A 25,768-nucleotide genomic window follows, 5' to 3' on the forward strand; every position below is an offset into this window, starting at 1 on the left:
TTGACGATTGTTGCGTCGTTGAACGCGGAGGAAGAGCTATGGACCTCAATATTGGTTTAGTTGCCTCTCGAGCAGAGGACTCCCAAACAACCGTTGGTGTGAACGGCAATAGCGATGGCTTCCGCGATCGCGATGGTGACGGGGATGGCTACGGCTACCGTGGCAATGGCTACGGTAATGGCTATGGTGATGGCAACGACTATGGCCACCGCTATGGCTACGGGGATCGCAATAGTGGTGATGGCTACGGGGATGGCTACGGCTATGGCTATGGCAACCCTGGTGATGGCAGTGGTGATGGCCAAGGCTATTACTACGGTAGCGCCGATCGCGATGGTGATGGCAAAGGCAACGGCTGGTAGCTCACACCTACACATCACCAGCTCGCGCACACTTCCGACACACGAAGACCGCCGACTGAAGATCGGGACCGAGGAAGCGTATGTGGCAATCGAACGCCGTGTAGTGGCCGTTGACGCAGTAGTGAGCATTCAGCCCACTTCCGACCATCCAGGCCACCACGGCATCCCTGAGCTTCGTTCGGCTTGCACCTGGCCGCCGAGGCCGGGGGCCACGGAACTTGTTCACGGTCTTCTGGATCGTCCGCGGTACGACCCTTAACTCCAGGTCTTCAATGATCTGTGAGGCGGTCTTTCCGGATTGCGATAGTGCAAGGACTTCGTCTAGGTCGTACTGGCGGCGCGGCATACAAACTTAAGAATAAAGGAATATTTACTGTGACTCAAGAAGGAGGAGGCCAAGAAATGTCAAACGATGAACTATTGGGAATGGCAGAGCTCTGTCTAAGAGATGACAGGCCGGGGGATTCCATTGCCGCTAGTCTACTTGTACTAGCGCGCAACTCAGAAGCAAAGCTGGATGAGGTTTCTGGCGTGGAACCAAGCATGATTCCTATTGTGCCGACACCGAACTTGCCGCCGAGATAGCAAAGCGCCGATAGTTCGCGATAGTGCGCTTCGCACAACAGAGCTTGTACGACGCACTAAGATCCGCCTCAACAGAGGTGGGGTGCCTAAAAGCTAGCCCCGCAACATTACACGGCATCGTCAATACCCATAATTCATTGACGCATAGCATCAGATATTGCACAGCTCGCTATTAGAACATCAAGGAGCACTTTGTAGCAAACTACAAAGCGGTCGGCATGAACGGTCGACTTATCCACACGTTGACTTCAAATACTAAACATGAATAAATCAACCTAAATGAAACCAAACAAACCTTCCATCTTCAATGTTGTCGCATCCGCCGGCCGTAAGCTATGGCCTTGGATCAAAGACTTCATTGGAATCGCAATAACGGTATGCGTCCTGACGATTGCCGTAGCACTAGCTATCTACTACTTCGGGATCATTATCCTGGTATGTCTATCGTGGCTACTGTGGCATTGAACTTTGTTTATAGGCCGAACCTATTGCATTTCTAAATCGTTTGGAGCATACTTTATATAGGGGGAAATCGTTGCATGATAGATCAGCCCGACACATTTTCGCAGTACATAATACGCTTCGAGCTCTCTGACGACTCAGCCTTTAAACGGCGGGTTGGCAGATATAAGTCTCGACGTAGGTACAACGAACGTCGTAAGCTCATTGGATTTGTCGGCAAGGCGCTTCGGCGCTCGCGCGGCAGATAGACCCTGACCTTGCCTGTGAGCTCTCGTATCAAGCGACAGCGCTTCCGGATCAGTACTCGGTTCCCACATCCGGCACAGGCAAGCCCCGAATCATTCTTTAGCAATCTATCCGCTGTCTATGTATGGCAATGCGAGAGCCATACATAGACAGTCTCCACCACATAACAACTAAATAGGAGTAAATATTATGAGGCATCGAGTCATCACAACCAGAGATCGAGCGATCGTTCAAGAGCGTCGTTGGTTCTTCTTTTGGTCCGACATCGCAAGCTACTTGATTTTCGATAACGGCGTTCAGCGAGCACAGGCATTCAAAGATCAGCTAGACGGTCTGGACACGCGCGAGCTGTGGGGCGGCAAATAGTATGCCGGTCCTGTCACTTGATCTACGTGACACTATCCTCGGTGCCGTCTCGCTTGCTTATAGAGCAGGCTACCTGATCCGGAGTCACCGCGGCCGGAACAAGTTGGTGAACCTGCGCGGCGGGATTCAGTAATGGACCAGTGCCGTACAGACTCGTTGGGGACATGCCAGCACGTAACAACCAAGCCCAACAGAGTGGCTACTATCCCATTGGGCGAACACTATGTCTTCGGTACTAAAGTTCTTAATGGCGTTGCGCCACAGCAGGAGCCGGACAGTCTACAAACTCATTTAGTCAGGAGCCTTGAGGGCCGAGGTTGGTCCAGGCAGATAGCCGAGCGCTACGTAGCCGATGAAGTGATGTCGATTATTGACGCTCATGGTTACAAGAAGGTCGAGTCATGACTCCCCTCGCTCACGCATACCTAGCCATCTGTGCCGCAACGATAGTCGCAATGATGATCGTTGCTGTGCTAGTGCTGTTCATGACCCGGAGGAAGAAGTAGTTATGGCCGATCAATACAAATGCCAAAGCTACTACGACGATAACAACGTCATACAGGACTGTACGTGCGGGAAGTGCGCTAACCCTAATGAAGTAATGGATGTAGAGGACATTTTAAAGGCTTTTGCTATTAAGACCCACGAGGCAACGCCAGGCGAAGATGAGACACCAAACTTTGAGGAAGCCGCTAATGCTATTGATGCCCACGTCGCCCAACAAAACGCTGCATTGCTAAGAGAGCTGCTAACCCACAAAGAGTACGTCAAGAACACTCAGCCACCTAGATACACGGTCGACGCATCCATCCTAGAAGCAAAACTAAATGAGATCACTGAGGAGGTGAAGACATGAGATTCGGAATCGAACGGACTACGCACGGTAATTACACATGCCCATTCTGCCCTAAGCGCAAGATGATGAAGTCCCTCAACGGCATAACCGCACATATCGAGAGTGACCACCCCGCAGATGCCAAGTTATGGGACAAGGACGAGCAGATACGACTTACTCGAAAAGAGCGTGATGCCGCACAGGAAAAGCTACGAATCTATACAGAGCAAATTAAACAGAAGCCGAAGACTGAGTACTACAACGCCGAGGTGTTCTGCACTAACTGTAAGAAGCTTGCTTCATGCGGAATGCCAAAAGGAACACTGCCGGCTAATGTCACTTGCCCCAACTGTGGTATTTGCGCGCTACATCTTGTCTCAAATGTTAGAAGTTGGTCTGAGAAGTTTTGAGGAGGCATATGGAAGATAAAGACCGCACACTATTCGAGCTGTGTAAGCAGGTGTATGAGAAGACTGGATGGAGCCCCGGCTGGTGGCACACCGAGCGTCATGGTATTCAGCAACAAGACGGCACCTTCAAAGACGGAAGTATAAGAACCCTTCCTGTTATAACTGCTGAGTTGATTGCCCCCGCCTACACATCAGACTACATCCTAGAGAAGCTACCCGACGCGCTAAACAGCCCGTCGTTCAACGTGAAGTACCGACTCGCCTTAAAGAAGATCGACAATTGGTACTTCGCTGAATACTCAAATCATGGATGGTTCCGTGACATGAAGTCGGTCTTCGCCCGCAAAGGATATGACACGAGTGATGACAGCCTTGCCTACGCTATAAAGCCTGTCACAGCCGATACTCCCCTAAAAGCCCTCCTAACGCTGACTCTCGCACTGCATGAAGCAGGGGAGCTTAAGTAATGCCAGATACATCTATACAACAGGACAAACGATACGACTGCCAGGAATGCGGGCGACTCGTGACATCTATGGAATATCACCCCTATGCCTACTGCATACTTCAAAAGGCCGGACAGCTCAACGAGTGGCTGAAGGAAGTTTCTGAGATACGTAGCAATGAGCTAGAACGCCGGGCCCGGATTGATGAACTTAAGCGCCTGTCAGCTAGCAGAGGACTCGTATCTGTCCACTCGATAAATCGTCGCATTGCCGAGCTGGAGGAGCTTTCATCATGACAGCTATAGAGGAAGAAACTCTCGGGAAGTTCTTGAAGCGCCATACCGAGCGAGATATCGAGTTGACGGTTGTGGATACTCCAGTAGTTATCCTGCGTAAAGATGAGGTCAAAGAGCTCTTGACGTTAGTGAGGACCGACCTATCCCTACAACATGAGCGGGAGATAGTGGAAGTTGCGAAAATGGTTCGTCAAGCAACGATGGATGAGCTGAAAGACGCCGGGATGCTGAGTGCCTATGGGAATCGAGTAGTTGCGGAGCTACAGCAACAATCTAATGGAGGGGAATCATGAAGACCTGGCCTCTCATAGTGATTTCGCTACTTGGGGCAGGGTGGGCCCTCCTAGAAATCGTCTCGGGTAGCCCATTCGACGGCTTTGTAACCATAGTGCTTGCCGATTGCTTGCTCCTGGCCGCATTAAAGATTGACGATCTTCGGGAGAAGCTGTCATGACAGATAACCTCCGCAAAGCCATAGAGCCAGTATGGATACACATAACCGACCCCGCCCATCCTCACTACAACGAGTACGGAATCTTGGAGCCGGAGAATAAAGTAATGTATGGCGCGATGACCTCGGTAAGGCTTGATAACTGCAAACACGGCACCAACGGCTGTTACGTCATGTCGAAGCAGTATGAGGTGATACAAACCCAATTAGAAGGAGAAAGCAAGTGAGTAAGTATGTTTCAAGACCCACCCTCCGTAGGGAGGAGAGCCACGCCAACATAGGTGGCGATTACGACTACTACGCCGAGATTCAGTTTCGGCTAAATGAGCCGGTGATCTTTCTTGATCCCCTCGGCAACACTACGAAGTTCACTCACATTGTCGTGTTCGAGGGTGATTTCGCAATCCGCATCATGGAGTACGCGAACAATAAGGATGAGTATCTTTCCTTTCCCGTTCCCGTAGAGGTGCTTTACGAAATGTATGAACTGGCAGAGAAGGCTGTAGTAGGTCGGGGCAAGTTATCAGACATGCTGTTTGCCGATACGATCAAGCACTGTGTACCGCTCGATAAGTATAAGAAGGAGTGGATATTGGCATGAATAAACAGCAACTAGAAGAAAAGATGATGGCTGTCTATGCGGAAGATGTCGACGTCGGACCAGGCATCAGTGTCTCTCCTGAGGCAGTCAAAGAGTACGTACAGGTAGCAGAGCAATACGCCTACGAATATGCGGAGAGGGTGATAGGCGATGGCGAGCTACATGTCTCGCACGTTTGCCCACAAGATTCAATACCATGCCGAGAGTTCGGCGCTAGAGGCAGATTAAGAAATGCACAGCACACACGTAACAAGGAACTATCCTCACATAAGGAAGAAAGGGGCATATGAGACTAGAATGCGAAACATGCGGCTCTCCCTTAGAGAGTGAAACACCTCCCGGAGCACCTGGACCAACTATCTTCTGTCCCAATCACTGTCATGAGGCTCCCATATCTAGGGAGGATGAAACCTTTACTCCAATACCAATCGAGGAGGTAGTACGTGAGCTGTTCGCGTCGGGATACACGGCACATATTGTTGACGACCTATCTAACGAAAAATACATCAAGGGGTGGGCGCTGAAGCATATCCGAGCGTGGGGTCTCAATCAGAGGATAGATGAACTCGGTAACTTCATAGAGGACGATGATGGAGATATAACGCTACATGAATCCTATTACGACAAAGAGATTGACGGGGATGTATTGGGGCAAAGTATTAGTTTAGACGACCGACTGGCTACTCTTAAAGCCCAAAAAGAAGGACTACAGCAATGAGCAAGCAAACAATCACAAAAGAAGTCGAGGCTGTTGTTTGTGAGTTCTGCAACGAGGAGATCAACACAAAAGATGGCAACTACTGTTATCACCACCTCCGATCAACCGACGGAGATGTAATCAAAGGGTATCAGTATGGCGTGAAGCATATTCTGTTTAGTTGGTATCACCGTAAAGCACCACCGTCTATCGAGTATGTTCAGTACGACTTCCATGCCTCTTGCTTCGATGAACTGATGCAAAAGTTTTTGGACGAGCGGGGGAAAGATGAAATTTAGAGAGGAAATGATCGAGCCTGTCCAGTTCGCAGTCATTAAGGAGTACCTGCGGGTCGGCGGCAATTACAAAGGAATCTCCGAGGTTACTGGACTAGCGCCAGAACAAATCAAAGAGATAGATAAGACTAAGTACTACCTCGACTACTCAAAGATGCAGAAGCGCAGGAAGATCACGGCAATATTGGACGATGCGGATGAAGTGATCGTCGACCCGCGTAAAGATCAATTTGATTCGATATTCGAGGAGGGAGGACTACAACAATGAGCAGGCGGCTCCTTCGCAACCTGACGAATCAAGAGCCATGGTGGTATGGCGCAGTCGCTCTTTTGGTCGCGGTGCTTGTCATTGATGTTGTTACCCAGAGCTGGTTTCATCTCGTCGGATCTCTTGCGGGCGTTGGTGTAGGGATCTTCCTTAGACGCCTGTAGTCCCTGTCGCGGGACCACCTCTGTTGCCATCAGGCAGCAGAGCACATCCCACGACTAAAGGACTCTACGGGTGAAGATCACAGGCATTGTCATTCCCTCGAATCATGAAGTCTCCCCTACTAGGGTTGAGATCGACCGGGGGGATATCAGAAAGTTTCAGGAGATCGTCGGTGGCCGGTTCGAGGCTGTTGATACGATCAGTCCCCCGGCCACTATGTGGCTGAACGATGAGGGTCTTATTAACGGCCTTCCCATGAACCATCGCTCCACTATGTTCGTCTGGGCTGGTGATTCTGATCTTCGCAATCTCCAGTGGTATTGCGGTGACGTACTTATCACCGGACTGCCGGACGCGGACGGAAACGCTACCTCTGTGCCGGACGAGCTGTTGAAGCTGGTGTTCGAGTATCAGGTGTTCAAGACGCAGGTACAGACGTTCGGCGATCCTGACGAGTGGGCCGGAAATAACATGCTCTTCACGTCGTACTGGATCGCCTTGGCAACCGTGGTCGACTTGGCGCTCAGATGGACTCAGGTGAAAGAGGTGCGAGTAATCAAAGCATAGTCGTGGGTAAGTCCTACCGCCCTCGGGCGGTAGGCAACCTACAAAATAGAAAGGAATTTATGAGTGAATCATCAGATAAAGGTCGCGATCTAGAGAAGTTTATCGCCAAGACCCTGCAGAAGAAGCTAGGCGCTCGCGTGTCACGTGACGGCAAGTCAGGGGCGGGTAGTCATCAGAAGATGGACCTAGTCGACTACTTTCAGGACACTCCGTTCGACATCGAAGCGAAGAACCACAAAACGATCGCTATCAAACAGTGGATGCGTCAGGCCAAGGCCGGCGCGAGCTTGAGTCGCATACCTACGGTGGTGTTCACCGCGGATGATGACGCAGGCAAGCCCGATGTGCTCGCCTGCGTCCCGTTCACTGACTTGGTTGATCTGGCCGTTCAGATACGGGACCTCCGGCGCGAGCTGGCGGACCTACGTACACCGGTGGCCCTCCCCGTTGATGAAGCCGTAGACAAGGCTGTAGCAGTCCGACAGGCTACGGGCGGTGTCTCGTTCTGCCGGAACGGTCACATCGTCTCCCCCGGCTCAAACAAGTGCCTGGACAAGAAGTGTCCGTACAGCTCAACGCACAAGCGTTCTAAAGAGAAGAAGTAGGCCACCTCCGAGCACCTCACCTGGTCGCGGTTGTAACTGCACAGCAACACGGCTGTGCTGAACAATCACGACTAAGGCGGTAGTAATGATCATCACGGCGGTTGTCATTCCGGAGGATACTCGGGACGACATCTTTGAAATCGAGCTCAACACGGCTGACAGGTACCGAATCAACAGATTGGTCGGGGGATCCGCCCATAGGCTGGAGCTGAGTTCGGGCGCTGTAGCGTTCATCAACTGCGGAAGTCTGGCTGACATGGATCAACCCTCCACACCTCTCGTACAGCTCAGGAGTCTCAATCCTAGAGCCGTAGCTCTACTGGGACTTGCGGGCAACTTCGAAGAAGTGATCCTCGTTGTAGGGCCGGTGATTATCTGTGGACCGGAGGATACAAACGGCCGGTTGACGAGCATCCCTCCTCTACTGCACTCGCTTCTGTTCGATCACGAGGAGTACCGCGTGGAGTACCAGGAAGCTAACCTGTCCAATTGGTGTGCGGGTATAAAGGTCTATGCGGATCCTTTCGGAGCCGCCCTGGATGCTATGGCACTCGCAAAGACTCTCGACGTTGTTGCTGTGAGGGTCGTTCCCGCCTAGTTATGGCCCGCCACACAGTTGTGGCGGGCTTTCCCATTAGAAAACCCCTCTACCGAGCCCTGTCGGGCTCTAGGTAGAGGGGCGGTGCAGCTTAGCTGCCGTTTCTGGTGCCGGGCGAGAAGCCTGATCGGCGACCGCGATTGTTGTCGAACTTCTCCAACTGCTCTGCCGACACCAACTTCGCGAACTCAGCTTCGGTGCAATAGACCGATTCCGGTTCTTTGTCGCCGTATCTGTATTCGAGCTCAACTACGTTGTTGAGTCGCTTCAATGCGGACAGCTCATCGACAGTTGCGTCGAACACCTTTCCGTGATTCTTGATGGCTACTGTCACGACCTGATCGTCTGGGATAACTTCCCCCGTGAGATCACTCGTACGCCGATGGATAACCTGAAAGCCCATTCGGACTCACCTCTTTCGCATATACGGAAAATGTCAGTGTGGCCACACTGACACTCTAGTAATTATGAATATCCTCGTATAATTTGCAAGGCTAATAACTTATAATTGATGTCAGATGATAAGGAAGCCCCACACCCGCCCTAAGTCTCCCAGCAAGTCAGCCAGTGCTCCAGCGTTTGACTTTCCGTCCTACATGCAACGCTCAACGGCGGCCAGCGGTGTTCCTCTCCGTGTCTCGGACCCACGGGCGCTCGCTTCGGCGGCTCGGGCGCTCGCGCCCACACGGCCCCGAAACACCCGCTAGATGGCCCTCTGACGGACCAGCGGGCCGGTATGATGGGTGAGTCCGCGTGGAGTGCTTAAGCATTGACAGACTCGTCGAGGAACAGAACCCCGCGATGGGCCCGGCTGACCGCGCCGGGACGGGCCATGCCGGAACCACCGCCGATCATGGCGGTGACCGACGTCGAATGATGCGGCGCGACAAAGGGAGCCAACGTGAGCAACGGCTGCTCGGCCGACAGCGATCCCGCCATCGAATGGATCGCGGTCACCTCCAGCGATTCCGCTTCCGACAGCGGTGGCAGCAGTCCCGGAAGACGTTGTGCCAACATCGTTTTGCCGATCCCGGGCGGCCCGGTGAGCAGCAGATGGTGTCCGCCTGCCGCAGCGACCTCCAGCGCCCAGCGCGCCTCGTCCTGTCCGACGACATCGCTGAGGTCACCGCACGGGACCTGTGTCCCCGGCACGACGCCGTCGGGTTCGAGCAGCTGGCCCTCCCCGCGCAGCCAGGCCACCACTGCCCGCAGACTCGTCGCCCCGAGCACCTCGATCCCCTCGACCAGCCCCGCTTCGGCCACCGCCTCGGCGGGCACGACCACCGTGGGCAGCCCGGCCCGCCGGGCCGCGATCACCGCGGGCAGCACCCCGCGCACCCGCCGAACCCGCCCGTCGAGCGCCAATTCCCCCAGCAGCACCGTTTTCACCAGCCGCTCGCCGGGCACCACCCCGGAGGCGTCGAGCACGGAAACCGCCAGCGCGAGGTCGTAGACACTGCCCACTTTCGGCAGCGTCGCAGGCGAGAGGGCCAGGATCACCCGGCCGTCCGGCCACTTCTCCCCCGTGTTGGCCACTGCCGAACGCACCCGATTGCGCGATTCCTGCAGGGCGGTATCGGGCAGACCGACCAGATTCACCGAGGGCAGACCCTGACCGATGTCGGCCTCGATCTCCACCAGCTGCCCGTCGACCCCCGTCACCGCGACCGACAGCGCCCGTCCGAGCGCCATCAGAACGCGCCGGTCAGATGTTCGATGACCGGCCCGCGCCCCCGCGGCATCAGCACCGACACGACGTCGAAGCGGATGCGCCGCCACGGCCCGTCCTGTTCGGCCAGCCACAGCAGCGCCAGCCGGCGGATGCGCTGCTGCTTGCTGAAGGTGACCGACTCGGCCGGAGTTCCGAACCCCAGCCCCGACCGCGTCTTCACCTCGACGAACGCGGTGATCGACGGGTCCTGGACGATCAGGTCCAGCTCACCGTATCGACACCGCCAATTGCGGGCGACGATCTCCATCCCCGACTCGCACAGATACTGCGCGGCCAGCTTCTCCCCGTACGCGCCGAGCGCCTGTTTGTGTGCCATGAGCGAAAGCATGGCCACAGACGCTCACGTGGCTGTCCCCCGCGACCTGGGCAAACAGAAATCCTGTGGATAACCGCGCCCCTGTGGACAACTACTCCGGCAGGCGCAGGTCCGGCTTCTCCAGCTCCTCGATGTTCACGTCCTTGAACGTGATCACCCGAACGTGCTTGACGAAGCGTGCCGGGCGGTACATATCCCATACCCACGCATCGCTCATCCGCACTTCGAAATACACCTCGCCGTCGGCGTTCTGCGGACGCAGTTCGACCGAATTGGCCAGGTAGAAGCGCCGTTCGGTCTCCACCACGTACGAGAACTGGCCGACGATGTCCTTGTACTCGCGGTACAACGACAGTTCCATCTCGGTTTCGTACTTCTCGAGGTCCTCAGCACTCATCGGGTGGGACGTCCTCCTGCTAGCAGCGCCGCGTTCATTGGTGACATCATCGCGCATGTGCCGCGCGAGTAGCCACTCGGCTACCTCCGGGCGCCTCGAGCTCGCGCACATTCCGCCAGGAACGGCGGTGTTCTGTGCTCGGTCCGAGCTGCCGCAGGGCGGCGGTGTGCTCGGGCGTGTTGTAGCCCTTGTGCGCGGCGAAACCGTAGCCGGGTAGCTGGGCGTCGAGCTCGACCATCATCCGGTCCCTGGTCACCTTCGCCAGGATGCTCGCGGCCGCGATGCAGGCCGCGGTGCCGTCGCCGCCGATCACCGGCAGCGACGGTGCGGGCAGGCCGGGCACCTTGAATCCGTCGGTCAGGATGTAGCCGGGGGTGCGTTCGAGGCCGACGACGGCTCGGCGCATGCCCTCGATATTGGCGACGTGGATCCCGATCGAGTCGATCTCCCACGCAGGTACCACCACGACGCTCCAGGCCAGCGACAACCGCTGAACCACCGGGAACAGCTCCTCACGGGCCGCCTCCGTGAGTTTCTTGGAGTCGTCGAGCCCGGCGAGCTTGTCGTAGGCCTTGGGCGCGAGCAGGCACGCGGCGACCACCAGCGGACCCGCGCAGGGTCCGCGCCCCGCCTCGTCGACACCGGCCACCGGCGCGAGGCCACCGCGCACGAGCGCGGCCTCGAGCGTGCGTAGTCCCGCCGCCCGGCGCATCACCATCCGCGGCGGCCAGCTGGTCCGATCCTGCCCCACAGTTCGATTGTCCCGTCGCGTCAGTTCGACTGGGTGTTCCGGGTGCGCGTTCGCCCCGGAACACCCCTGCTCAACGTGTCAGTTCTCTTGCGCGTTCTGGCCCAGAACACTCATCCTCGTCGCGTTAGTTCTCTTGCGGGTTCTGGGTCTTCACTGGGCCCATCCGGTTCGGCGGCCAGATCTTGAACACCGTTTTGCCGCGGACGTTGTCCACCGGCACGGTGCCCTGTAGATCGTCGCTGACGTGGGCGCGCGAATCAGCCGACTCGTTGCGGTTGTCGCCCATCACCCACAGATTGCCCTCCGGCACCTTCACCGGGCCGAACACCCGGCCCGCCGGGTACACGGCGTTGGGACGGTCGGTGTACCAGGGGTAGTCCTTCTTGATGTACGGCTCGTCGAGCGGTTTGCCGTCGACCATGACGCGCCCCTGCGGATCACAACACTGCACGGTTTGCCCGCCGACCGCGATCACGCGCTTGACCAGATCGTTCTCGTCCGGCGGGACCAGCCCGAAGTAGGACAGGAAGTTCTGCAGACCGCGCACGACAGTGTTGTCCGAACGCACCGACTTGTAGTGCCCGTTCCACGACGGCGGTCCGACGAACACCACCACGTCGCCCGGTCCGGGTTCGGAGCCGTAATAGCTGATCTTCTGGACGTAGATGCGATCACCGATCAGCAGCGTGTTCTCCATCGACTGCGAGGGGATCACATACGGCCGACCGACGAAAGTCACCATCAACGCGGCGATCACCGCTGCGATCACGACGAGTATCGGCAGCTCCTGCCAGAACGGGCGCTGCTTCTTGTCGCCGCGCTTTTTTCTGCGCCGCCCACCTTCGTCACCCGAATCGGACACCGACACCGACTCACTTTCGTCTGCCACGCCGAACAGAGTAGCCCGGCACCCTGACGTGAGTCGGGTACCGGGCTACCTGAAGAATTCTGGTACTGCGAAGTGCTACTGCGAGATCAGCGCTTTTCCTTGATCTTGGCAGCCTTGCCGCGCAGGTCGCGCAGGTAGTACAGCTTGGCGCGACGCACGTCACCGCGGGTCACGACATCGATGTGGTCGATGTTGGGGCTGTGCACGGGGAAGGTGCGCTCGACACCGACGCCGAAGGACACCTTGCGGACCGTGAAGGTCTCGCCGATGCCGCCGCCGTGACGCCGGATCACGACGCCCTTGAAGACCTGGATGCGCTCCTTCGAGCCTTCGATGACCTTCACGTGCACGTTCAGGGTGTCGCCCGGACGGAAGTCGGGGACGTCGCTGCGCAGCGACTTCTCGTCGACGAAATCAAGGGTGTTCATTTTCCACCTTTTCGGATTCTTTGCGTGAACAGAGGAACCTGGCGGCACTCGCGCGCTCGACCGGTTCATGCTCAGAACAGGAGTGCTCTCGGACATGACTCGTCCAAGGCAACCGGTTTATTGTGCCAGACCGGGTAGCCCTGATCGAAATCGGGCCTCACTACTCGTCGGTCTGGTCGGTTCGGCGGCGCGGCAGCAGGTGCGGATGCGGCGGCGGTGCCGAGGGCGCCGGGACGACGGTACGCGCCAACTCCGCCTCGGCTGCCGTACGCGCGTGCTCGACGTCGGGCTTGCCCGCGATCAGGTCCTGGATGAAGATCTTCGCGCGGATGACCGGGCGACGGTAGCGCCGCTCCCGCGCGACCGCGCGGTTCATGGTCTTGGGCCGGTGACCGTAGCGCCAACGTGCCCACGGGGCGCCCGGCCTGCTCAAGCGCACCGCGCCGACCAGCAGCAGCGGCGTGAAGAACATGCCGAACAGCCCGGTCCAGATCTTGCCCTTGGCGATCACGATCGCGGCGAGCACCAGATTCACCGTGATCGTGATCACCACCCCGACCCGCACCCCGACACCGCGCGATGCCCGGAAGTCGTCGTAGTCCAGAAACGTCGCCGGTTGGACGCCGAGCAGGAGCAGACCGGTCACGGCGAAGGCGACGAAGACGGCGTCCACCGAGGTTCGGCCCTGCTCGGACCAGTAGACATCACGCAGATAGAAGATCAGCGCGAATTCGTCGAGTACCAGCGCGGCGCCGATCCCGAAGATCGCGGCCAGCACGCTCGAGGTGACCTGGGTGGAGTCCTCGGCGGTGGCGATCAGCCCGATGCCCGACAGCAGCACGGTGATCACGCCGAACACCATGTGGTGGATGTGGGTGTCGCCGGCTTTCACATTGCCCGGCCACCAGCGCACATTGGCCCGGATCATCCGCACACTCACCCGGATCACCACGAAACCGAGAATGAACCCCAGCAGGAAACAGAGCAGGGGCAGGCGGCCGTGCGCGATCACCGCTTCCTCGAGCCACCGTCGCATGCCGCCCGCCCTGTCGTCGAGTTGCTACCTACTTGTTGCCGAAACCAGCCGCGCGCAGGGCGTCTGCCATCGAACCGCTCGGTGCCGCAGCCTGCTTGCGCTGGTTACCGCCGCCGTTGCCCTGACGCCCCTGTCCCTGGTTGCGGGCAGGTGCCGGACCACGACCGCCTTGCTGTCCACGACCCTGACCGCGCGGCGCGCCACCCCCACGATTGTCCCCCTGCGCGGGCTTGCCCGGCTCGTCATCGAGCCGCAGGGTGAGCCCGATCCGCTGACGGGCGACGTCGACCTCGAGAACCTTCACCTTCACCACGTCACCGGACTTCACCACTTCGCGCGGATCCTTGACGAAGGTGTGCGACAGCGCCGACACGTGCACGAGACCGTCCTGATGGACGCCGACATCGACGAACGCGCCGAACGCGGCCACATTCGTCACGACGCCCTCGAGCACCATCCCGGGCTTCAGGTCGGCGACCTTCTCGATGCCCGCGGCGAACTCGGCGGTCTTGAATTCCGGACGCGGGTCCAGGCCCGGCTTCTCCAGCTCGGCGATGATGTCGCTGACGGTGGGCACACCGAACTTCTCGTCGGTGAAGTCGCCGGGCTTCAACGCGCGCAGAGTGCTGGTGTTGCCGATGACCTCGGCCATCTCCCGGCCGGTGTGCTCGAGAATGCGGCGCACCACCGGGTAGGCCTCGGGGTGCACGGCGGAGGTGTCCAGCGGGTCGGCACCGCCGCGGATACGCAGGAAGCCCGCGCACTGCTCGAAAGCCTTCGGCCCCAGGCGCGGAACCTCGAGCAGGGCCTTGCGGCTGTTGAAAGGCCCGTTCTGATCACGGTGGGCCACAATGCTTTCCGCCACCGACGAGGAAACACCCGACACGCGCGAGAGCAGCGGCACCGAAGCCGTGTTCACGTCGACACCGACGGCGTTCACCGCGTCTTCGACGACCGCGCCCAGCGAGCGCGCGAGCAGCGTCTCGGATACGTCGTGCTGGTACTGGCCGACGCCGATCGACTTCGGATCGATCTTCACCAGTTCGGCGAGGGGGTCCTGCAGACGCCGGGCGATGGAGACCGCGCCGCGCAGCGACACGTCCATGTCGGGCAATTCGGCCGAGGCGTAGGCCGATGCGGAATACACCGAGGCGCCCGCCTCCGACACCACGATCTTGGTCGGCTTGTTCTCCGGAATCCGCGAGATCAGTTCCACCGCGAGGGCATCGGTCTCGCGCGAGGCGGTGCCGTTGCCGATGGCGATGAGCTCCACACCGAAGCGGGCGACGAGCGCGGCCAGCACCGCGAGGGACTTCTCGGTCTGCCCCTGCGGTTTGTGCGGGTAGATCACCTCGGTCGCGACGGCCTTACCCGTGGCGTCGACGACGGCGACCTTCACGCCGGTGCGGTAACCGGGGTCGAGGCCCATGGTGGTGCGGGTGCCCGCGGGTGCGGCGAGCAACAGGTCGCGCAGGTTCGCGGCGAACACGTCGACCGCGTCCTTCTCGGCCGCCTGGCGCAACCGCATCCTGGTGTCGATACCCAGGCTCACGGCGAGCTTGGTGCGCCAGGCCCAGCGGACGGTGTCGAGCAGCCAGGAATCGGCCGGACGGCCCTTGTCGGCGATGCCGAAGGCGACCGCGATGCGGCCCTCGTAGAGGGTGCGCTCGCCGGGTGCCGGTTCGTCGGTGTCGGCTTCGAGATGCAGTGTGAGCATCTCCTCCTTCTCCCCGCGCAGCAGCGCCAGGATCCGGTGCGAGGGCAGCTTGTGGAAGGGCTCGCTGAACTCGAAGTAGTCGGAGAACTTGGCTCCCGCCTCCTCCTTGCCCGCGCGCACCGTGGAGGTGATCTGGCCGCGTTTCCACATCAGCTCACGCAGCTCACCGACCAGGTCGGCGTCTTCAGCGAAGCGTTCGACCAGGATCGAGCGGGCGCCGTCGAGCTGTTCGGCGGTGTAGGCGGCCGGATCGGTGCCCGGGTCGCCGATCAGCGCGTCGGCCACCGGCTCGTGTCCGGCTTCGCGCGCGATCTGCGCCTTGGTGCGGCGCTTGGGCTTGTACGGCAGGTAGATGTCTTCCAGGCGCGCCTTGGTCTCGGCGAGCATGAGCTGCGAGTGCAGAGTGGGATCGAGTTTGCCCTGGCCGCGAATGGATTCGATGATCGCGCCGCGGCGCTCGTCGAGCTCACGCAGATACCCGAGCCGTTCCTCGAGCTGACGCAACTGGGCATCGTCGAGGCCGTCGGTGACCTCTTTGCGGTAGCGCGCGATGAACGGAACCGTCGAACCACCGTCGAGCAGTTCGACGGCGGCGCGGACCTGGGTCTCGCGCACCCCCAGTTCATCGGCGATCCGCCTGCCTACGCTGGCGATGGTGGTCGTGCTGTCGGCGATCTCGGGCGCTGTCGTCACAGCCGCAGAGACTACAGCTCATGACCGACACCGCGCTGGCACCCAGGTCAGCGGATTGTCCGCACCTCGGGTTCGGTGATCGGGCGATCCAGCACGGTGTCGGTGCGTTCGCGCAGGAATTTGTCGAACATCGCCGCGACGTAGCCCCGCACGAGCGACGCCATGCGATCCGGATCGATGGCGCCGAGGTAGGTCGACGCGGCGGGCCGGGCGACGGGGGGCACCAGCGACGGCATGTCGGTGAAGTCGTAGTGCGCCGAATCCGCTATGGCCAGATGACGTTTCCAGCCGGTGGCCCCCTGCCAGAACGCGTCGAGGGACGGATTCGCATCACCGACTTCCTCGATCTGCTCGCTGGTCAGGACCAGGGTGGGCCGATCGACGCCCTCGGTCACCGCGCGGCCGAACGCCTCGTCCACCCCGATCTGTCCGTCCATGTCGACGGCCGCGTCGATGCGGCGGTCCTCGTGCATGGCCTCGACGGCGGTGTACCCACCCGACGAATGTCCGACGGCGCCGACCCGGTTCAGGTCGAGTACCCGGCCCAGATCGGCGGGTAGGGGGTCGGATTCGGCATCGGGGTTGGTCCCCGCGGCCAGCCCGGCGAGGGAGTCGAGCACGAACCGGAGATCGAGCAGCCGTGCGGCGATGTACTTCTCGCGGATCGCGGTGTCGAAGCCGTTGGGCGCCGGGGCGGGCCGCACGAGCCGGCCGCCGGGGAACTCGACGGCCGGACCGGTTTCATAGGTGTGATCGATGGTCACCACCACGTAGCCGCGCGAGGCCAGGTCCTCGGCGAGCCCGGTGCCCAGAATCCGCGAGACACCGGCGCCGGGGGTGTACAGCACGACCGGGTAGGCGCCCGCCGCCTGCGCGGGCGCCTCCCGGTGGGCGTGAGTCAGGGCGCCGGGCAGCTCGATGCCGAGTTCGTCCTCCAGTCCGGGGATCAGTTCGGTCGACGCGTAATGCGCACGCGGGTAGCGATTCACCTCGGTCGCCGGGTAGAACACCGAGACCATCAGTTCCCTCGACCGGTCGGGCTGGAACGGATCCGGCCGTGCGTCGTCGACCAGGTGCAGCATCGTGGCGCCTACCGGCAGAGTTGCACTGGGACTCGGGAGAACGCCGACCCCGCCCGGCCCGGCGCCGGCACCACCCGCACTCGACGCGACCACCGCGCAGACCGACATCGACACCACCACTGCACGACGGAACACCGTCTCCCCCATCATTGTTCAGTACCATCCCGAACGCCCGACCGTCGCGAACACGCTAGCAACAAGCGCTGGTGCCCGCGACGGATCGAGCCAGGGTGCGCTCCAGCCGCTCAGCCGAGGATGTCCCTGGCAAGTTCGCGCATCTCGGCCTTGCGCACCTTGCCGGTGACCGTCATCGGGAACTCGTCGACCACGTGCACATAGCGCGGGATCTTGTAGTGAGCCAGGCGTCCGGCGCAGAAGGTACGGACGGTGTCGGCGTCGAGGGGTTTCGCGCCCTCACGGAGCCGGAGCCAGACCATGAGCTCCTCACCGTATTTGGCGTCAGGGACACCGATGACCTGGGCGTCGACGACATCGGGGTGGGTGTAGAGGAACTCCTCGATCTCGCGGGGGTAGATGTTCTCGCCGCCGCGGATCACCATGTCCTTGATCCGGCCGGTGACCGCGAGGTAGCCGTCGGCGTCCATGACGCCGATGTCGCCGGTGTGCATCCAGCGGGCGGCGTCGATCGCCTCGGCGGTCTTGTCGGGCTGTTCCCAGTACCCGAGCATCACCGAGTAGCCGCGGGTGCACAGTTCGCCCGGTTCGCCACGCGCCACGGTGCGCCCGGTCTCCGGGTCGACCACCTTCACCTCGAGGTGCGGGCCGACCCGGCCGACGGTGGCGGTGCGCCGGTCGATGCTGTCGTCGCGACGGGTCTGCGTGGACACCGGTGAGGTCTCGGTCATGCCGTAGCAGATGGACACCTCGCTCATCCCCAGCCGATCGATCACCCGTTTCATCACCTCGACCGGGCACGGTGAGCCCGCCATGATGCCGGTGCGCAGGCTCGACAGGTCGTAGTCGGCGCCGGAATCGAGTTCGGCCAGCATCGCGATGAACATCGTCGGCACACCGTAGAGCGAGGTGCAGCGTTCCGCGGCGACAGCGGCCAACGCCGCGGCCGGGTCGAACGACGGCGACGGAATCACCGCGGTCGCACCGTGGGAGGTCACCGCGAGATTGCCCATCACCATGCCGAAGCAGTGGTAGTACGGAACCGGGATGCAGACCCGATCGGCCTCGGTGTATCCGCACAGTTCGCCGACGAAGAACCCGTTGTTGAGGATGTTGTGGTGGCTCAGCGTCGCGCCCTTCGGGAAACCCGTTGTTCCCGAGGTGTATTGGATGTTGATCGGGTCGTCGGCCGACAGCGTCTCGGCGATCGCACCGAGCCGCTGCCTGTCCGGCACGGTCTCGGCCACCTGCCGCCACGGCTCGGTGCCGAGAATCAGCACCTGTTCCAGGGCGGGACAATTCGGCCGGACCTGCTCGATCATCGCGACGTAGTCCGAGCTCTTGAACTCCGGTGCGGCGATCAGCGTGCGTACCCCGGCCTGGACGAGAACATATTCGAGTTCGCTGGTGCGGTAGGCGGGGTTGATGTTGACCAGGATGGCACCGATCTTCGCGGTGGCGTATTGCACGAGGAACCATTCCGCGCAGTTGGGTGCCCAGATGCCGACGCGGTCACCGGGTTCGATGCCGTGTGCGGCGAGACCGGTCGCGACGGCGTCGACCGCCGCACCCACCTCGCGGTAGGTCCAGCGACGCCCTGCCGGGCAGTCGACGAGCGCGTCACGCGCGGGGTGGGCCGCGACGGCGCGGTCCAGATTCGCGCCGATGGTGTCGCCGAGCAGCGCGACCTCGGCGGGACCGCAGCTGTAGCTGAGTTCGGACATCACCGGATCTCCTTGCCGCGCAGCAGGAATCGCTGCACTTTGCCACTGGGCGTCTTGGGTAGGCTGTCCACGAAATGGACCCTTCGCGGATAAGCGTGGGCGGCGAACTCGTCCTTGACCAGCTGCTGCAGTTCAGCTGCCAACCCGGCGCTGCCCTCGGCGCCGGGGCGGGTCACGACGAAGGCCTCCAGCACCTCACCGCGCAGTTCGTCGGGCATCCCGACCACGGCGGCCTCGGCGACCTGCTCGTGGAGGACCAGCACACTCTCGACCTCGAACGGGCCGATCCGGTAGCCCGCCATGATGATCACGTCGTCGTCGCGGGAGCTGAAGCGGAAGCAGCCGTCGGAATCGCGGGAGGCGACGTCACCGGTCAGATACCAGCGTCCGTCGGCGGTGAATCGGCTCGCGGTGCGCTCCGGATCGTCGAGGTAGCCGAGGAACCAGAGCAGCGGGCTGTGGTGGGTGTCGATGGCGACCCGGCCGATCTCACCGGGTGCCGCCTCGGTGTCGACATCCTCGGCGAGGACCGCACAGGACCACCCGGGGAGCTGCCTGCCCATCGAACCGGGCGGGACTGCCACATCGAGGGCGGGGTGCCACGCATGGCAGATCACCATGCCGTGCTCGGTCTGACCGTAGTGGTCACGCACCGCAACCCCGAGTGTCCGCTGCGACCAGGCCACCACGTCCGGGGTCAACGGCTCGCCCGCCGACGACGCCCGGCGCAGGGCGAAGCCCTCCGGAGCCGGAGCGCTGTCGGCGCGCAACGCCCGATAGACGGTCGGCGCGGCGGCGAAGTTGGTGACGCCGAAGCGCTGCAACACGTCCCAGGTGAGTGACGCCGAGAACCCCGCGTGCAGCAGCAGGCTGCGCACGCCGGTGGCCAGCGGCCCCAGGATCGCGTAGTAGAGGCCGTACGCCCAGCCTGGATCGGCCGCGTTCCAGAAGACGTCCTCGGGGCGCACATCCAGGGCGAATTCCTGGTAGGCGTGGAACGACGCCAGCGCGCGCACCGGGATCGGCACACCCTTGGGGGTTCCGGTGGTGCCGCTGGTGAACAGCTGGACCAGCAGGCCGTCGCCACCGACCGCCACCGGCTTCGCACGCGGGTCGTCGGACCGGTACCCGTCGAGCAGATCGTCGAAGCGCAGCGCGCCGGGGCTGTCGGCGTCACCGGCAACGATCGTCCGGTAGCCGGCCGCCGCGAGTTTCGGCGCCTGGTCGGCATCGGCGACCACGACCTTCGCGCGGCTCGCGGTCAGCCGGAATTCGACGGCCGGGGGCGCGAACGCGGTGAACAACGGCACGTGCACCGCGCCGCGGCGCCAGATACCCAGCAGCGCCACCACGAGCTCGACGGATTTCGCCATCAATGTCGCCACCCGATCGCCGGGTTCGACGCCGAGTTCGGCCAGCGCGGCGGCGAACCGGGCCGAGCGCTCCCGCAGCTCACCGTAGGTCAGGTCGTGGGCGCGCAGATCGGACTCGATCACCGTGAACGCGATCTGCCCGGCCGGGTGCTGATCGCAGAGCAGATCGGCCGCACAGGCCTCTGGTCGGTCGTAGTGGTCGAGCAGGTCGCGCACCCGCACGTCCAGATCGGTAGTCATCGCAGCTTCTCCTCATCACCCGGGTATCGGCCACCGGGTCTGCCCTAGAATGTGGCATAGCTCACGTGTCCCACTACCCCCGAAAAGGGGTGATCCATGACTTCCCTGTTGCGCCCGCGCGACGGTGACGCGCTGCGCGCCGAGATCCGCTGGGTGGCGGGACGGGCGAGCGTCCCGGTGGTGTTCGGCGGCGCGGTGGACGAGGACACCCTGCTGCTCACCGAGTTCGCCGGCACCGTCACCACCGGTCTGCGCGGGCTGTCGGTGCTGCGCACCTCCGGGCTCGGCGGGCAGGCCATGGAGTACCGCAGGCCCGCGTCGGTGGCCGACTATCGAGGCTCGTCCGCGATCACCCACCACTACGACGCCGCGGTCGTCGGCGAAGGGTTGCGGTCGGTGATGGCCGTGCCGGTGCTGGTCGCCGACCGACCTCGCGCCGTGCTGTACGCCGCCACGCGTGGCACGGGCCCCCTCGGCGACCGCACCGCCGAGGTGATCCTGCAGGCGGGTAAGCGACTGGCCGCGGAGATCGCCGTCCGCGACGAGGTGGACCGGCGGGTCCGGCTGCTCGAGCTCGCGACACCGCCGGCGACGACCACCCCCGCGGCGACCGAGGAGTTGCGCGAGATCCACGCCGAGCTTCGCGCCCTCGCGGCCGCCACGGGCGATCTCGCCCTGCGCGACCGGCTTTCCGGGGTGTGCGAACGACTGACCGGGGTGTTGACCGGCGAGTCCGCCGGCGATGCGCCGCGGTTGTCGCGGCGCGAACTCGACGTGCTCGCCCAGATCGCCCTCGGCTGCACGAATCAGGAAGCGGCGCTTCGACTCTCGCTCGGCGCCGAGACCGTCAAGAGTTACCTGCGCCAGGCGATGAGCAAGCTGGATGCCGGCACCAGGCACGAGGCGGTGGCTCGGGCACGGCGGCACGGCCTGCTGCCCTGACCGCCGCGACCCACGACCGCTTCGACCCCTGCATCAGATGTGGGATATATCACCGTCATTCGGCCGCTGAATCCGCCGCAATGCCTCCGGCGCGACCGATCGGACCGGCAAGGTCTCACATCGTGGGCGCGACACCCCACACCGAATGTCACCGAGCGCTCACTCGGGTCAGCGTCCAATCATCAAGGGACGCAGTGCCTGTACTGGGAACATCGGCGCAGCGTCCGTTCGGCCTCGTCGCGTCCGGCCCGACCGCGCCGACAGACGCTGGGACCGAACCCGTTCCGGATGGAACCAGCAACCCTCACTATGGACGATCGCACAAAGAACGACCTGGATGGATACCCAAATGTCTTTAGGGGAAAACAATCTCGGTCCCCGTCGCGCCCGGTAGCGTCGCTTCGATGACGGAGCCTTTTCAACTGGCCGGCCTCTCACTGGACTGTGACGACCCCGAGTCCCTCGCCCGCTTCTATCTCGGGCTGCTCGGTGGCCGTGTCCTGTGGAACGACGCGCACAGCGTCGGGATCCGAATCCCGTCGGGGCTGACGGTCGCCGCGCAACGCGTCGAGGACTACTACCCGCCGCAGTGGCCCGGCACGGCCGCGGTGCACCTCGATCTCGCCGCCGACGCCGACCTCGATCTCTGCGAACAGCACGCCCTCGCGATCGGTGCCAAACCCGCACCGGTACAACCGGATCCGCGCTGGCGGGTATTGCTCGACCCCGCCGGGCACCCGTTCTGTATCACCACCCGGGTGATCCCGGGTTAGGTCAGGGCAACAGGTCGGGACGGCGCTGCGCCGTGCGTTCCAGTGACTGTTCGTGCCGCCACGCGGCGACCTTGGCATGGTCGCCCGACAGCAGGATCGGGGGCACCTCGAGGCCACGCCACGACACCGGCCGGGTGTAGCTGGGCCCTTCGAGGAGCCCGTCGGAGAACGAATCCTCCTGGTGGGACTGCTGATTGCCGAGCACGCCGGGGATCAGACGCACCACGGCCTCGGTCATCACGAGCACCGCGGCCTCGCCGCCGATGAGGACATAGTCGCCGATGCTCACCTCTTCGACGCGGACGCGGCGGGCGGCATCGTCGAACACGCGCTGATCGATGCCCTCGTAGCGCCCGCAGGCGAACACGAGGTGCTTCTCGGTGGCCCAGCGCTGCGCGGTGGCCTGGGTGAACGGCACACCGGCCGGCGTGGGGACGACGAGCAGTGCGTCGTCCGGGCACACCTCGTCCAGGGCCTCGCCCCAGACGGTGGGCTTCATGACCATGCCGGGACCGCCACCGTAGGGCGAATCGTCGACCGATTTGTGCACGTCGTGCGTCCAGTGGCGCAGATCGTGCACGCCGATCGAGATCAGGCCCTTGTCGACAGCCTTGCCGAGCAGCGCTGTCCGCAGCGGCTCGAGGTACTCCGGGAAGATCGTGACGACGTCGAGTTGCACGAATTACTCCGGATCGAGCAGGCCCTCGGGCGGCGTGATGACAACCAGTCCATCGGCGAGCGAAACCGTCGGCACGATGGCGGTGACAAAGGGAATGAGAATCTCGCGACCGTCGTCGGCGGCGCGCACCGACAGCAGTTCGCCCGCGGCCGAATGCAGCACCTCGGTGACCGTGCCGACGAGGGTGCCGTCGGTGAACTCGACCCGGAGGCCTTCGAGTTCGTGGTCGTAGAAGGCGTCGTCGTCCTCCGACGGCGGCAGCGAATCGCTGTCGACGACGAACAACGTGCCACGCAGGGCATCGGCGGCGGTGCGATCGTCGATCCCGTCGACGAACACCAGAAGCCGGCCCGAGTGCTCTCGGGCCGACTTCACGGTGTAGTCACGGGTCGCCGAGGACTTCGGCATCCTGCCGCGCAGCGTGACGCCCGGCGCGAACCGGACGTCCGGTTCGTCGGTGCGAACATCGACGACGAGTTCGCCGCGCACACCGTGCGACTTGGCGACCCGACCTACGACGAGTTCCATCTAGGCGTCGGTATCGACCACGTCGACCCGGATCCCACGGCCGCCGATGCCGGCGACCAGGGTGCGCAGCGCGGTCGCGGTACGACCACCGCGCCCGATCACCTTGCCCAGGTCTTCAGGATGGACGTGTACCTCGACGGTGCGTCCACGACGTCCGGTGAGCAGCTCGACACGGACGTCGTCAGGGTTGGCGACGATGCCGCGAACCAGATGTTCGACGGCATCGGCAACAACAGCAGTCATTACTCGGCAGCCTCGGTGGCGGCTTCCTCAGCGGCAGCCTCGTCCTTCTTGGCGGCCTTCTTCTTCGGGGTGACGGCCTCGGTGGTGGGCGCGTTGTCGGCGGCGGCCAGCGCGGCGTTGAACAGGTCCAGCTTGGAGGTCTTCGCGGCCTTCACCTTCAGGGTGCCCTCGGTGCCCGGCAGGCCCTTGAACTTCTGCCAGTCGCCGGTGATCTCCAGCAGACGCTGCACCGACTCGGTGGGCTGCGCGCCGACCGACAGCCAGTACGCGACGCGCTCGGCGTCGATCTGGATCAGCGACGGCTCTTCCTTCGGGTGGTACAGGCCGATGGACTCGATGGCGCGGCCGTCACGACGGGTACGGGCGTCGGCGACGACGACGCGGTACTGCGGGTTGCGGATCTTGCCGAGACGAGTGAGCTTGATCTTGACAGCCATGCTGTTCAGTCTTCTTTCAGTAGTTTTGGTCACCACGCGATTCGGCGACCCGCATGGTCTGCGGGTCCGGTTTCGCGCATGCGTGCGTGACCGCCGCGCGGTACGTAACCGGAGACGGGCTGACACTGTCCAGGAAGGACGAGGGTTCATTCTGCCAGACGACCCGCCGCGCCCGGAAATCGCCTCCGCTATTGCCGTCGACGCCGATTCAGCGGTGCCCGGTGACCGGATCGGGGGTCTTCACGACCAGGCCACGCAGCACGACCCATTGTGGGTCGGTGAGCGAGTGCGGGTTCACGCGGGGGTCGTGGGCGTAGACGACGAAGTCGGCCGGGGCGCCCTCGTCGATACCGGGGCGGCCGAGCCAGGTGCGGGCGTTCCACGACGCGGCGCCGAGAGCCTCGTGGGGTGACAGGCCCGCGCCGGACAGGGCGGTGATCTCGTCGGCGATGCGGCCGTGACGGATGGAGCCGCCCGCGTCGGTGCCCGCGTAGATCGGGACGCCCGCCTCGTGGGCTTTGCCGACGGTGTCGCGAACGCGGCGGTGCAGGTCGCGCATGTGGGCGGCGTAGACCGGGAACTTCGTGGCGCTGTCGGCGATGCCGGGGAAGGTGTCGATATTGATCAGGGTGGGGACCAGGGCGGTGCCGTTGGCCACCATCAGTTCGATGGTGTCGTCGGTGATGCCGGTGCCGTGTTCGAGGCAATCGATACCCGCGTTGATCAGGCCCGGCAGGGCGTCCTCACCGAACACGTGGGCGGTGACCCTTGCCCCGTTCGCGTGGGCGGCGTCGATGGCCTGCTTCAGGATGTCGTCACTCCACAGCGGGCGCAGGTCGCCGACGGAGCGGTCGATCCAATCCCCCACGATCTTCACCCAGCCGTCACCGAAGCGGGCCTGCTCGGCGACGATCTCGGGCAGGTCGCGCTCGTCGTCGAGTTCGATCCCGAGTTCGCGGATGTAGCGCTTGGGGCGGGCGATGTGACGACCCGCGCGGATGATCCGCGGCAGCTCGGCGTGCTCGTCGATGAAGCGGGTGTCGATCGGCGAGCCCGCGTCGCGCAGGAGCAGCGCCCCGGCGTCACGTTCGGTCTCGGCCTGCTCGATCGCGCCGTCGCGGGTCTCGTCCCCGCCGCCGTAGCGAATGCCGACATGGCAGTGCGCGTCGACCAGGCCGGGCACGATCCAGCCTGTGCCGCACAGGGTTTCGGCACCACGCACGGGCTCGAACGTCACGGCGCCGTCGACAACCCAGAGGTCGCGCTCCCGGTCGCCGGGGAGAACTACACCACGCAGATGCACACGAACCTCCAGTCGTCGGCCTGAAACCGAACCTACCTCGCAGGATCGGCGCACGCACACGCTCCGAGGCCCGGCCACCGCGCCAGCACCGGGCGCG

At 62.4% G+C, this 25,768-nt stretch carries 30 protein-coding genes and 1 pseudogene; 14 read left to right on the top strand and 17 right to left on the bottom strand.

What is annotated here, in order from left to right:
* Positions 1-38 precede the first annotated feature (38 nt).
* From ACWFRF_RS15575 to ACWFRF_RS15630, 12 genes are all read left to right on the top strand, one after another.
* Complete coding sequence (locus ACWFRF_RS15575) at positions 39-362, top strand: hypothetical protein (RefSeq protein WP_452450534.1); 324 nt, start codon at positions 39-41, stop codon at positions 360-362.
* A gap of 2,167 nt (positions 363-2,529) precedes the next feature.
* Positions 2,530-2,877 carry a hypothetical protein gene (locus ACWFRF_RS15580; protein ID WP_452450535.1) on the top strand — a complete coding sequence of 116 codons (348 nt, stop codon included), beginning with the start codon at positions 2,530-2,532 and terminating at the stop codon, positions 2,875-2,877.
* 397 nt (positions 2,878-3,274) lie between these two features.
* Complete coding sequence (locus ACWFRF_RS15585) at positions 3,275-3,733, top strand: hypothetical protein (protein WP_452450537.1); 459 nt, start codon at positions 3,275-3,277, stop codon at positions 3,731-3,733.
* Positions 3,734-4,004: 271 nt separating this feature from the next.
* Positions 4,005-4,301 (top strand): hypothetical protein, encoded by a 297-nt coding sequence (locus ACWFRF_RS15590; RefSeq protein WP_452450539.1) that lies wholly within the window; start codon positions 4,005-4,007, stop codon positions 4,299-4,301.
* Between the two features lie 157 nt (positions 4,302-4,458).
* The gene (locus ACWFRF_RS15595; protein ID WP_452450541.1) at positions 4,459-4,686 is read left to right on the top strand and encodes a hypothetical protein; all 228 of its coding nucleotides are present in this window, start codon (positions 4,459-4,461) and stop codon (positions 4,684-4,686) included.
* Complete coding sequence (locus ACWFRF_RS15600; RefSeq protein WP_452450543.1) at positions 4,683-5,060, top strand: hypothetical protein; 378 nt, start codon at positions 4,683-4,685, stop codon at positions 5,058-5,060. The genes ACWFRF_RS15595 and ACWFRF_RS15600 overlap by 4 nt, the downstream gene beginning before the upstream one ends.
* Positions 5,057-5,350: a hypothetical protein gene (locus ACWFRF_RS15605; protein WP_452450545.1), complete on the top strand. Its 294-nt coding sequence runs from the start codon at positions 5,057-5,059 to the stop codon at positions 5,348-5,350. Before ACWFRF_RS15600 ends, ACWFRF_RS15605 begins: the two co-directional genes overlap by 4 nt.
* A 424-nt stretch (positions 5,351-5,774) precedes the next feature.
* The gene (locus tag ACWFRF_RS15610) at positions 5,775-6,056 is read left to right on the top strand and encodes a hypothetical protein (RefSeq protein ID WP_452450546.1); all 282 of its coding nucleotides are present in this window, start codon (positions 5,775-5,777) and stop codon (positions 6,054-6,056) included.
* A 7-nt stretch (positions 6,057-6,063) separates the two neighbouring features.
* On the top strand, positions 6,064-6,321 hold the full coding sequence (locus ACWFRF_RS15615; protein WP_452450548.1) for a hypothetical protein: 258 nt from the start codon (positions 6,064-6,066) through the stop codon (positions 6,319-6,321).
* Positions 6,322-6,555: 234 nt separating this feature from the next.
* Positions 6,556-7,050, top strand: a complete 495-nt coding sequence (locus ACWFRF_RS15620; protein WP_452450550.1) for a DUF3846 domain-containing protein — start codon at positions 6,556-6,558, stop codon at positions 7,048-7,050.
* A 59-nt stretch (positions 7,051-7,109) separates the two neighbouring features.
* A complete protein-coding gene (locus ACWFRF_RS15625; RefSeq protein WP_452450551.1) occupies positions 7,110-7,655 on the top strand; it encodes a putative PDDEXK endonuclease in 546 nt (181 codons plus the stop codon).
* 85 nt (positions 7,656-7,740) lie between these two features.
* Positions 7,741-8,253: a hypothetical protein gene (locus tag ACWFRF_RS15630; RefSeq protein ID WP_452450553.1), complete on the top strand. Its 513-nt coding sequence runs from the start codon at positions 7,741-7,743 to the stop codon at positions 8,251-8,253.
* A gap of 91 nt (positions 8,254-8,344) precedes the next feature.
* On the opposite strand, the gene ACWFRF_RS15635 is transcribed toward ACWFRF_RS15630, so the two are convergent.
* The 12 genes and pseudogenes from ACWFRF_RS15635 to ACWFRF_RS15690 all read right to left on the bottom strand — a co-directional run bounded on the left by ACWFRF_RS15635 (position 8,345) and on the right by ACWFRF_RS15690 (position 20,766).
* Complete coding sequence (locus tag ACWFRF_RS15635) at positions 8,345-8,587, bottom strand: hypothetical protein (RefSeq protein ID WP_452450555.1); 243 nt, start codon at positions 8,585-8,587, stop codon at positions 8,345-8,347.
* Between the two features lie 443 nt (positions 8,588-9,030).
* Positions 9,031-9,945 (bottom strand): annotated as a pseudogene (locus ACWFRF_RS15640) (YifB family Mg chelatase-like AAA ATPase); the annotation flags it as partial.
* Positions 9,945-10,301: a YraN family protein gene (locus ACWFRF_RS15645; protein WP_378992197.1), complete on the bottom strand. Its 357-nt coding sequence runs from the start codon at positions 10,299-10,301 to the stop codon at positions 9,945-9,947. The gene ACWFRF_RS15645 and the pseudogene ACWFRF_RS15640, both read right to left, overlap by 1 nt.
* A 91-nt stretch (positions 10,302-10,392) precedes the next feature.
* A complete protein-coding gene (locus tag ACWFRF_RS15650; protein WP_011210678.1) occupies positions 10,393-10,698 on the bottom strand; it encodes a DUF2469 domain-containing protein in 306 nt (101 codons plus the stop codon).
* A 46-nt stretch (positions 10,699-10,744) separates the two neighbouring features.
* Complete coding sequence (locus tag ACWFRF_RS15655; RefSeq protein ID WP_378992196.1) at positions 10,745-11,449, bottom strand: ribonuclease HII; 705 nt, start codon at positions 11,447-11,449, stop codon at positions 10,745-10,747.
* A 124-nt stretch (positions 11,450-11,573) separates the two neighbouring features.
* Positions 11,574-12,338 (bottom strand): signal peptidase I, encoded by a 765-nt coding sequence (lepB, locus tag ACWFRF_RS15660; RefSeq protein ID WP_378992195.1) that lies wholly within the window; start codon positions 12,336-12,338, stop codon positions 11,574-11,576.
* 86 nt (positions 12,339-12,424) lie between these two features.
* Entirely contained in the window at positions 12,425-12,766 is a 342-nt protein-coding gene (rplS, locus tag ACWFRF_RS15665) for a 50S ribosomal protein L19 (protein WP_071929278.1), read from the bottom strand.
* Positions 12,767-12,926: 160 nt separating this feature from the next.
* On the bottom strand, positions 12,927-13,802 hold the full coding sequence (locus ACWFRF_RS15670) for a hypothetical protein (protein ID WP_452450558.1): 876 nt from the start codon (positions 13,800-13,802) through the stop codon (positions 12,927-12,929).
* 28 nt (positions 13,803-13,830) lie between these two features.
* Positions 13,831-16,212: a Tex family protein gene (locus ACWFRF_RS15675; protein WP_378992192.1), complete on the bottom strand. Its 2,382-nt coding sequence runs from the start codon at positions 16,210-16,212 to the stop codon at positions 13,831-13,833.
* A 47-nt stretch (positions 16,213-16,259) separates the two neighbouring features.
* Positions 16,260-17,429 (bottom strand): alpha/beta hydrolase family protein, encoded by a 1,170-nt coding sequence (locus ACWFRF_RS15680; RefSeq protein ID WP_452450560.1) that lies wholly within the window; start codon positions 17,427-17,429, stop codon positions 16,260-16,262.
* Positions 17,430-17,539: 110 nt separating this feature from the next.
* On the bottom strand, positions 17,540-19,153 hold the full coding sequence (locus ACWFRF_RS15685; protein WP_387442158.1) for an AMP-binding protein: 1,614 nt from the start codon (positions 19,151-19,153) through the stop codon (positions 17,540-17,542).
* Positions 19,153-20,766: an AMP-binding protein gene (locus tag ACWFRF_RS15690; RefSeq protein WP_452450562.1), complete on the bottom strand. Its 1,614-nt coding sequence runs from the start codon at positions 20,764-20,766 to the stop codon at positions 19,153-19,155. The genes ACWFRF_RS15685 and ACWFRF_RS15690 overlap by 1 nt, the downstream gene beginning before the upstream one ends.
* A 96-nt stretch (positions 20,767-20,862) precedes the next feature.
* On the opposite strand from ACWFRF_RS15690, the gene ACWFRF_RS15695 reads away from it, so the two are divergent.
* Positions 20,863-21,708, top strand: a complete 846-nt coding sequence (locus ACWFRF_RS15695; RefSeq protein ID WP_378992184.1) for a helix-turn-helix transcriptional regulator — start codon at positions 20,863-20,865, stop codon at positions 21,706-21,708.
* A 404-nt stretch (positions 21,709-22,112) separates the two neighbouring features.
* Complete coding sequence (locus tag ACWFRF_RS15700) at positions 22,113-22,481, top strand: VOC family protein (RefSeq protein ID WP_378992183.1); 369 nt, start codon at positions 22,113-22,115, stop codon at positions 22,479-22,481.
* 1 nt (position 22,482) lies between these two features.
* Here the strand turns inward: ACWFRF_RS15700 and trmD are convergent, their stop codons facing one another.
* The 5 genes from trmD to ACWFRF_RS15725 all read right to left on the bottom strand — a co-directional run bounded on the left by trmD (position 22,483) and on the right by ACWFRF_RS15725 (position 25,671).
* Entirely contained in the window at positions 22,483-23,160 is a 678-nt protein-coding gene (trmD, locus tag ACWFRF_RS15705; protein ID WP_378992180.1) for a tRNA (guanosine(37)-N1)-methyltransferase TrmD, read from the bottom strand.
* A 3-nt stretch (positions 23,161-23,163) separates the two neighbouring features.
* Positions 23,164-23,688 (bottom strand): ribosome maturation factor RimM, encoded by a 525-nt coding sequence (gene rimM, locus ACWFRF_RS15710; protein ID WP_378626368.1) that lies wholly within the window; start codon positions 23,686-23,688, stop codon positions 23,164-23,166.
* Positions 23,689-23,931 carry an RNA-binding protein gene (locus ACWFRF_RS15715; RefSeq protein WP_056811833.1) on the bottom strand — a complete coding sequence of 81 codons (243 nt, stop codon included), beginning with the start codon at positions 23,929-23,931 and terminating at the stop codon, positions 23,689-23,691.
* On the bottom strand, positions 23,931-24,368 hold the full coding sequence (gene rpsP / locus ACWFRF_RS15720; RefSeq protein WP_378626367.1) for a 30S ribosomal protein S16: 438 nt from the start codon (positions 24,366-24,368) through the stop codon (positions 23,931-23,933). Before rpsP ends, ACWFRF_RS15715 begins: the two co-directional genes overlap by 1 nt.
* A 208-nt stretch (positions 24,369-24,576) precedes the next feature.
* A complete protein-coding gene (locus ACWFRF_RS15725; RefSeq protein ID WP_378992179.1) occupies positions 24,577-25,671 on the bottom strand; it encodes an amidohydrolase family protein in 1,095 nt (364 codons plus the stop codon).
* Positions 25,672-25,768: the final 97 nt, after the last annotated feature.

The sequence above is a fragment of the Nocardia sp. NPDC055165 genome, from assembly GCF_053606985.1.